General features: G+C 58.6%; 7 protein-coding genes and 2 pseudogenes. 4 read left to right on the plus strand and 5 right to left on the minus strand.

Translation table 11 applies throughout. From position 1 onward, the window contains the following. Positions 1-1,303 precede the first annotated feature (1,303 nt). Positions 1,304-1,537 carry a hypothetical protein gene (locus tag L6637_RS41870; RefSeq protein WP_237874397.1) on the plus strand — a complete coding sequence of 78 codons (234 nt, stop codon included), beginning with the start codon at positions 1,304-1,306 and terminating at the stop codon, positions 1,535-1,537. 150 nt (positions 1,538-1,687) lie between these two features. Then, complete coding sequence (locus tag L6637_RS41875; RefSeq protein ID WP_237874399.1) at positions 1,688-1,921, plus strand: hypothetical protein; 234 nt, start codon at positions 1,688-1,690, stop codon at positions 1,919-1,921. On the opposite strand, the pseudogene L6637_RS41880 reads toward L6637_RS41875, so the two are convergent. Together L6637_RS41880 and L6637_RS41885 are read right to left on the minus strand one after the other, a co-directional pair. Further along, positions 1,900-2,323 (minus strand): annotated as a pseudogene (locus tag L6637_RS41880) (hypothetical protein). The gene L6637_RS41875 and the pseudogene L6637_RS41880 overlap by 22 nt on opposite strands. A gap of 20 nt (positions 2,324-2,343) precedes the next feature. After that, complete coding sequence (locus tag L6637_RS41885) at positions 2,344-2,565, minus strand: hypothetical protein (RefSeq protein WP_237874401.1); 222 nt, start codon at positions 2,563-2,565, stop codon at positions 2,344-2,346. Positions 2,566-3,538: 973 nt separating this feature from the next. On the opposite strand from L6637_RS41885, the gene L6637_RS41890 reads away from it, so the two are divergent. Together L6637_RS41890 and L6637_RS41895 are read left to right on the plus strand one after the other, a co-directional pair. Further along, a complete protein-coding gene (locus L6637_RS41890; RefSeq protein WP_237874403.1) occupies positions 3,539-3,757 on the plus strand; it encodes a hypothetical protein in 219 nt (72 codons plus the stop codon). A gap of 875 nt (positions 3,758-4,632) precedes the next feature. Next, complete coding sequence (locus L6637_RS41895) at positions 4,633-4,935, plus strand: hypothetical protein (protein WP_237874405.1); 303 nt, start codon at positions 4,633-4,635, stop codon at positions 4,933-4,935. Between the two features lie 274 nt (positions 4,936-5,209). Here the strand turns inward: L6637_RS41895 and L6637_RS41900 are convergent, their stop codons facing one another. The 3 genes and pseudogenes from L6637_RS41900 to L6637_RS41910 all read right to left on the minus strand — a co-directional run. Next, positions 5,210-5,971, minus strand: coding sequence for an alpha/beta fold hydrolase (locus tag L6637_RS41900; protein WP_338076897.1), 762 nt, complete (start codon positions 5,969-5,971; stop codon positions 5,210-5,212). Positions 5,972-6,192: 221 nt separating this feature from the next. After that, positions 6,193-7,425 (minus strand): FAD-dependent oxidoreductase, encoded by a 1,233-nt coding sequence (locus L6637_RS41905; protein ID WP_237874407.1) that lies wholly within the window; start codon positions 7,423-7,425, stop codon positions 6,193-6,195. A 472-nt stretch (positions 7,426-7,897) separates the two neighbouring features. Then, positions 7,898-8,227 (minus strand): annotated as a pseudogene (locus tag L6637_RS41910) (hypothetical protein); the annotation flags it as partial.

The raw sequence follows: 8,227 nt of genomic DNA on the forward strand, positions 1-8,227 counted from the left end.
TCAACCGAGATCATAACCCAGATGGTGGGGGCAGTTCTTCATGACGCAAAGGGGGCAGTTCCGGATGGCGTTTGACACGTGGGGGACATACGCGGTCTCGCTCAGAGGTCGAGGCCCGCCAGCTTGCCAGCCCCGGCGGGCCTCCCTCACAGGTCAGACCAGCCCTAAGTTCCTGAACGGGAACAGCTTTTCTTTGTACGACGAAACAAGCCTGAAACAATCCTGTGCTTCGTTGAGCACACCGGGGCTGGTGCATTTCTCTCTTAAAACTCTTTCACCCGGATACTTTTTGAAAATGCAGGTCGCAGCCCGCCCCCGGCCTTTTTGCTTTTGGCTAACACTCGGCGACATCGCGGGCGAACTGCGATCCGGACTGTCGATCGCGAAGATTTTGCTCCGCACCGGAAACCCAAAACGACGGGCGCGAAACCAGATTTAGCCTCAACGAAATCGTCCTAAAACAATGTGGGCCGAGAGTGAAAGCCGTCGAGCACGGGGATGTCACCATGCTAGTCGTGATGAACTTCATTTGGCGGCGGCTTGCCTTTACGATGTTGGTCGGTATGAGGTCGACCCTCGTACGGCGATGAGATAGAGGCGGCTGTTGTGTAGAAGGCGACAACATGCCCAGAGAGATAGCGATAGCCCTTTGGTCCTTAGCCGCTGCGTGCGTCGTTGCATTCGGTTTGGCCGCTTTAGTTGCGCCCCATTAGAGGCAAGAAAATGCGCCCCTCTAGTGCCGAACTGCGCCATCGTCAACATTTCGATTGGCGGTGCGTGTGATCCCTGACACGTTTCATCTGCTAATGGCCGGTGAGATCGGTGATCGCCTTTGTGTGGCGCAATGACGACGGTCCCAAACCCCGCAGGTGTATCATCGTGGTCGTACATGCCGTAAGAATAGCTCCCGACCGCTCAGAAAGCGTTGCCAAAAGTTCCCGACGGTAAAGACATCATCAACATTGCTATGCGACGTTGTGCAACCATGGAAACAGAACGATCGCTAGAAGCCATCTTGCAGAGCCTTCGGCGGCGGGCAAGACGCCGCCCGGTCTTCAATCAACATCACCGCCAGTTTCTCGATCGACTACACGACCGCCATTGGATCCCGAGTTCTAAGCTGGACGATAGACCAAAAACTAGGCTCGCCCTCCTCCGAAACGGATGTATGGAGCAGCGCTCCGCAAAAGGCGATATCGAATACCGCATAAGCGAAGCCGGGCTGGTAGCGCTCACTCGACCGAGAGCGTCAGGCACTTCTTGCCAAACATCTGCACGGTCGTAGCTGCATGATGAGGCGACTGTGTCCAAGGCCCTAGAACTAATTGTCGACGGCTACGTCAAGGTGAGGGATCGACGCGCCCTAACGGAATTGTTGGCTCATCGTCGCAAGTTGGTCGCTGACCTGCAAGCCGTGTCGGGCATCGATCCTGAAAAATCGCTCGCCGTGGTTCAAGCGGAACTGGCGCTAATCGAGGCCGGCCTTGAAGCGCTGAAGCCGCCGCCCGGCTCGATACCGGATAACGAGTGGGGTTAGAAGGCGGTTTGCGCCCAACCACTTCAACACTAACCGAACAGAAATACAATTGCTGTTATTGTGGGAACGCGCTTCCGTACTAGCGCATTCGCATGGGCACGAAGCCCGCTCTCTCTCTCCGAGGGCGGGCTTCTTTTCTGAGATATAGAGATGAGGGTTAACAAGATCACATGGGATAAGATCGGCCGCGTAACCGAGCCCGGCCGATACAGGTGCTTCTTCGGCTATTTGACCGTGACGTCAGAGGACATTGAAGTGTGGTCACGCTACCCCGATGCGACGTTCACGTTAATTGCGAAGATATCAACCGACCGGTCCGCGGGCGAAGACTACCGCCTGGGCGCTTTCGACATTGGTGATCCTCAGGGCCGGCGCACCACTTGACACAAGAGAGGCAACTTCGGCCAAATCTTATGGCAACCGCGAGCACTGACTTTTCGTCAGTTTCGAGCGCGATCTTCTGAGCAAGCATGACGTCGCCAGCCGCCAAGCCACATTCAGGAACGAAGCACCACCCGAATTTGGGTTGCCCTTCTTCATCAAGCTCTAAAACATTGCTCACATTGCCTCGGTGAATTCGATACCGTCGGCCAGCGTGAGACCCGATGACTTCGAAATAATCGTCCGCATCAAATTGCGCGCGCTGTTCTGGACATAGCCATGCTCGCAAGAGACGCAGCGCACGCGTTTCCCGGTCATTTTGCTTGCGTAGCTTCGGTAAAAGGCACGCACAGCCCGCAAGCTGGCAGCCCTGCTGCCGACGCCGCTGCCTCTAAACAGAAACACCGGCCCCGCCAAGAAGAGTTTTAGCCGCCGACAATACGCGGATAGAACAGCGTTTCGTCCGCGGCTGGATCAAACGTTCGCACGACATTTAGATCGCCCGTCTTCGTTCGGGAAGCAGCTGTAAATCCTTGGCGAGTCAGCTCGCCAAAGCGTCGTTCAGCATCGGCCAAACCCTTGCGGTCATTCTGGTCAAAAAAGTACCTGCTGTCACCCGTGTGGTCCAATACGATCTGAGTAGCCATGGAAAACACTCCGCATATTAGCCAGCGATGAAAAGAAACCTCACGACGGCGGGCGCCGTTCCAAAATTTTCAGCCAGATTAAATCTCCCTTTGGCCACTCCGACGGAGCCGAACCTGCGCGCCGCCGCGACCTGACGCCGGCGCAGCGCGCCAAGCTAATCGCGAACCGACAGGCTGCTTATGAAGCCGTTCATCCGAAGACGAAGCACGGCGGTCGCGGCGTTCTTCAAGTGGCCAAGTTGGCCACTTGAAGAACGACCGCTTCACGCCTTCACTGCCGCGAAGACCGGGACGCCGGAACGGTCGATCCAGCACGACCCAACCCGCGCTAAGGCGCTAGGCCCCGATCTGGACCTTCGTCGGGAGCGTCGGCGAGCAAAGGCGCGGTGACGCTAATGATCGCCCCCGACGCTATCGACGCGTTTTGCTTCCAAAGCTGGCGACCATTGACATGGCCTTTTCGCGGGGACAACCTACGGCTGTTTCAGTTCGCGATTTCAGAAAGTGGTATTTGCGTAATGGCGATGAAGACCGTTTTGTCGGAGATATTGAAACACGAACTCTGCAAACGTGGGTTTCACGGCGTATCCGACACCGATTGCTCGGACATTGTCGGTCAACTGCTTGAACAGATGAGGGACCTCGAACTAAAGCTCGCCGTTCGAGAGCTCGTTGACAAGCTCCCAAAGAGATAGCCGTCGGCCAGCTTCGTTGGTTATGGGCGCCTTCCCGGTTCGCACGACCCAAGGACACGCTGCGGATTGATTAGCGCAAAAGTCCATCCCTTCTCTCCAGGGAGAGCAATTGCCTTTTGCCGCGCGACGCGGTTGAATTCCGTCTTCGAGGGAGTTGACGTATGCGAACCACATGCGCCGTTGCCACGGCATTCTTGCTCGCTCTTCAGGTTTTTGTTGTGCCGGTGCCCGCTGTCGCGGCAGGCGATCAGAAGGCGCGTTGCACTGGGAGCGCTACGGTGGCTCTCCCCAAGGTCGCGGGCCTCAAGGTCATAAAATCCGTTACGCGGCCGATGCCGGCCGAGCAGCTGGCAAACTGGCGCGGTCAGTCGACACCCATCATTGTCGATATCGATACCGACACGCCCGGCGGGGGACAGCGCTATTCGTACATTTGCGCAAATGATCCGAAAGGCGGAGTTTTCGTCCAGCGGACATTCACTCCAGCAGGCCCGTGAAATATGAACCGACTTCAAAAGTTCATCGAACAAGGAGCGTTTGGCGAGTGATCCGGCCGCACGGCATACGCTTTCAATGCTACCGTCTTGCCCGAACCGACCAAAGGTCTCGATTGGCGACCGGTGCATGACTTCAGCCCGGCGATGCCATCCTGCAAGATCCCGGCCTAAAGCAGGTGTTCGCAAGCGCCATTAAATACGGATATGCCGTCGCAACGCGAGCCAGCAACTAACGGCAGGCTTCGCGGCGAGGGGCCGCCGTCCCCTCAGTCGGTGGCCCCGCCCAATAGCTTGCAAGCCCGATTGCGCGCGTCTCACTTCTCCGAATTCGTAGCAAGCGGCGGCTGACCGCTCCGCTGCCGGCACGTATGGGTGCGCCGCAGCTCTAGCGTTTGCTCTTGGAGAGATGCTCCGCAATGTTCTGAGCACGCCGCTCTCTCGCTTCGGTACCGAGACGCGCGACGGTCGTAACGACCGCCGCGAGTAGGGCGGCCCAAACGCAGATGCCGAAAATAAGTAACGCAAGCTTGCGCACGTCAGCCTCGGCGGGAGCGAGCCGCCGCGCCGAATATCATGGTGCGACGGCTCGCCTTTGGGTAAGTCCGGACGGGGCAATGTCCGGTGATCAAAACCGTATCGTGCTCGGCGAATGCAGCAAGCATGTACTGGAGTTAAGCTTGATGTCCGCACTGGAGGTTAAATCCGGAACTGGCCCAATGTATGCGGCCGCCTTCCGCGCGCAGTCGACGCCTTGATATCGAGGCTCAGGCGAAGCGGCGGCTTGCTGAATACGATGCAGCGGAGGAGCGAGGCGAAATGATGGGCCCGACAGGCGGGCGAGATGCAGCGGGTCAAGGATCAGGACCGGCTGCCAATTGGCGGACGTGGGTATTGATAAACGCGAAAGTCACGAGGCGCCCCAAATCCGCGACGCTGAAGCGCGAGACCCCGGTGTCATTCGCCGGACCATCGACGCCGATGAAGGGTGTAAGAACCCAATTCCAACATTTGTTGGGGTCGGCAGATTTGCCTTCGGTTATTGGGTGATCGCTCAGGGGGCCACCATGAATGACATGCAGCTGCAACTTGAGACGTTGCGGACGGAAGCCGCGCGGGCGCGGGCGGTGGAAGTGGGCAGTCGGTGGGCCAGAAGGAGGAGCAGTGATGACCGGCTCTGAATGCAGCCGTGCGGGTGCGAGGTACATGGCGGCGCGGGCTCTGTTCACGCGGCGAGCGCATCACGTGCGATGCTGGCCGGCGAGGGGGGCGTCACCTCAAGCCTCAAGCTCATCAGCATTCCGGACAGGTATCGCCGATCGATTCCAACACGCTCCGGATCTCGGCTTGGGGCTACATCGCCGTGCGATACAATGGTCGGGAACCGGCCCCATGTGCAGCGCCAAAAAAGTTTGTTGTTTCTGACGTCGCGCTAGAGGCTCTTGAGGAGCGTGATCAACCAGTCGTTGACAACCGACGCACGTTCCCGCTGAACCCAGTGCCGAGCGCCTTCAAGAATATGACAACCCCGCAACCCGGGCAGCGTGTTTTTAAAATTGGCAATCTGCGCCTGCGAGTTGGGAAATTTAAGCACGTCGTCGCGCGACCCCGCAATGAAATCGACGGCTGTTGAATGACAACGCCGCGCCACGGCGCGAGCAATTCCCATGAACGGGTGATATTGCGGTACCAGTTCAGGCCGCCGCGAAAGCCCGTGCGGGAAAATTCCGCCACATAGTAGGCAATGTCTTCAGGCGTTAGCCACGACGGTAGGAACTCCGGTTCGCTGAGGTCATCGAGGAAGCTCCTGCCGGGTTGCAGCACCCCGAATGCGATACGATCCGGACCGTCTCCCGAACCGTTGAAATTAATGCGTCTGATCGAAGTCGCGACATCGCGCTCCAGCTCCTTCTCTGCCACGCCGGGGGTCTGGAAATATTGCATATAGAACGTCTCAATGCCTGCTTTCTTCAGACCATCCAGAAGGTTTACAGGCCCAGGGGGCGAGAACGGCACGCTCATCCCAACCACGGCCCGGAAAACATCAGGCCGCAGCATCGCCGCGTTCCAAGCAGCGGGTGCGCCCCAGTCGTGACCGACGATCACGGCCTGGTTTTCGCCAAGGTGTTTGACGAGCTCCACCATGTCTCCCACCACATGGAGCAGCGTGTAGGCGGTGGGATCTTCCGGCGCGGTGGTGCCGCCATAAACACGCATGTCAGGCGCTATGGCGCGATAGCCAGCTTTCGCCAGCGCGGCGAGCTGCGACCGCTAGGGATCCACAGCTCAGGGAAACCATGGCACAGTAGGACAAGGGGGCCGCTCCCCTGCAGGGCCACCTGCATACGCAGACCGTTAACGTCAAGAGTTTGCAGCGTGGGCTCGGTCATGATCGCTCACCATAGTTGGAATTCCGTCGCGATGAATCGGCTAATGCTTTACGGAGCAATCAGCCTCTCGATCGTCTCCGGCGTATAGGCTTCTGTAGACAATCGCTCGGGGCCGATCACTGCGGCAGGCAACGGCGAAAGCTGGCGTTCGAGCATCCTGTCGCCGACCCTGGCCCGACGCAGCCTCGCCTCCTCGCCGAATTCGACCCGTATCTTCGTTGCCAGGCCGGCCGTAATGCGCAGACGGCGCATTCTTTCCCGCCGTTCATCGACGTAAGGCTCAAAGCCAGCGCGGTCCCAATCCTTTTCCGAAAGCAGAATATCGGACACGATACGGACATCCCTGGCGGCGATTGACAGGCCCTGTCCTGTGATCGGATCGTTGTGGCCGGCGGCATCCCCGATGAGTACGACGCCGGGCAGTGTCGGATCGTCGATCCAGTGATCCTCGTTTGAATAGGAATGGAACGGACTGACGGGCCTGCCGCCCAGTATAGCGTCTGCATAGGGCAAACACTTCAGCCGGAACGCCTGCAACAGCCGAGCCTCCCTGTCCGGCCCCGCAAACCTATGTCGATCGGCAAAATCATAGCAAGCGTAGAGGCGAACCATGTCTTTGCCTTGCGGAAAGACGAAGTAGTGCAGCCTGTCTTCAGTCCCGATCGCCTGGACCTGACGCGGCCAATCGGGAACGTTTGCGACTAGCATCCCGCCTAAAAGGTTATGCGGCTCGTTCGCCAGAACGGAAAAGCCGAGTCGCTTTCGCAGGCTGGAGTTACGCCCGTCCGCGCCTATGACGAGGCGAGGGCTCAGCTGTACCGCCGTGCCATTCGACGAGAATGAGACGGTTGGCCGGGCGCCAGCTGTTACCTCGACATCCTTAACGCCACTCACGACCTTCGCGCCCGCCGCCCTCGCAGCCGCTGCGAAAGCGATGCACATGGTCGGATGACCGATGCAGAGAGGCCTTGGAAGATCGGGCGGTAGCTTCGAGAAATCCAAGGCACGTTGCTCGGCGGCACCTCCGGGCCAGTTCTCATCGTAGGGCACGTTGCGCTCTACCGGAATTGCTCCGTTGGCGCGCAGGAGATCAAAAAGCCCAAGCCTTGCGAATTCGGCAACGCCCCAGGGAGCAATCCATTCTCCGCGCACCCGGTCGGGGTAGGTTGTCTCCCGCTCCAATATGGAGACCTCTAGCCCGTTTTTCGCGAGCACCGTCGCCATGGTGCCCCCCGCAATTCCGCCGCCCACAATCACGACATCAGGCGTCACATTGGTCATGCAAATCCCTCAATCAAAAATAAGAAAATAACTTGTCGACATGATCATCTCTGACCAGGAATGGCAAACGCTCCCAGGCGACCGCCCGCCGATGGGATTGCTGATTGTTCGGCGGCGGCGCCGCAACAGGTCACAACGCGACGGTATAACATTGCCAGCGGGGCGACACGAACCTAGCTCAGCCCATCATCATGAAGACTGGCGGGTAGGCCGCTCTGAGGTCAGCCGGCAGGCACATGGTGCGATGGCCTGCTCGACACTAAGCTCTGCGGCGTCAGCTTCATGACCTATCGGCAGAAGAACGCGGCGCTCACAACAGCCTGATCAGCGCATCCAATCTCAATGGAGACCGCCTTCGGGCGGCCCTTTCTGTTGTGTGCCGAGTATGAACGACAGGAAGTCTTCCATCCAGCCTGAAGGCAGCGAAGGATTCGGTAGCGATGCGTTGTAGTGCGCCACTGAATTTCATGCGTTACACGAAGTCTGCAGGTCGCGTGCCGCGAGCTTCTTCGTACATGAAGTCACTTTCGGCCACCGACCATGGTACGACAAGGACACTCTGGATGGCTACGAAAAATGCCTGTGCCAGGCGGTCGAGAGGACCAGGCTGGCCCACTCTTTCGCGGAGCAGCCATTCAAGAACCGCCACTTCCTGAGCGGCCACGGTCATACCTTGTCCGAACGCAGGATTGAATCGGCGGACGACATCGGCGGTTGGAAGAACGGTCTCCCTCCGGTGAGGGCCGTCTTGCCGGGTTAAGAGGAGTGCTGTGTAACAGCCCTTATGGACAGCAATAAGTTC

Origin of the sequence: Bradyrhizobium zhengyangense, from assembly GCF_022012435.1 — a bacterium.
Classification (GTDB): Bacteria; Pseudomonadota; Alphaproteobacteria; order Rhizobiales; family Xanthobacteraceae; genus Bradyrhizobium; species Bradyrhizobium zhengyangense.

Bases quoted from the DNA above. Each gene is read 5' to 3' on its own strand.
- L6637_RS41885 (WP_237874401.1), bottom strand. From the start codon at position 2,565: ATGGCTACTCAGATCGTATTGGACCACACGGGTGACAGCAGGTACTTT.
- L6637_RS41900 (WP_338076897.1), bottom strand. From the start codon at position 5,971: ATGCGTGTTTATGGCGGCACCACCGCGCCGGAAGATCCCACCGCCTAC.
- L6637_RS41875 (WP_237874399.1), top strand. From the start codon at position 1,688: ATGAGGGTTAACAAGATCACATGGGATAAGATCGGCCGCGTAACCGAG.
- L6637_RS41905 (WP_237874407.1), bottom strand. From the start codon at position 7,425: ATGACCAATGTGACGCCTGATGTCGTGATTGTGGGCGGCGGAATTGCG.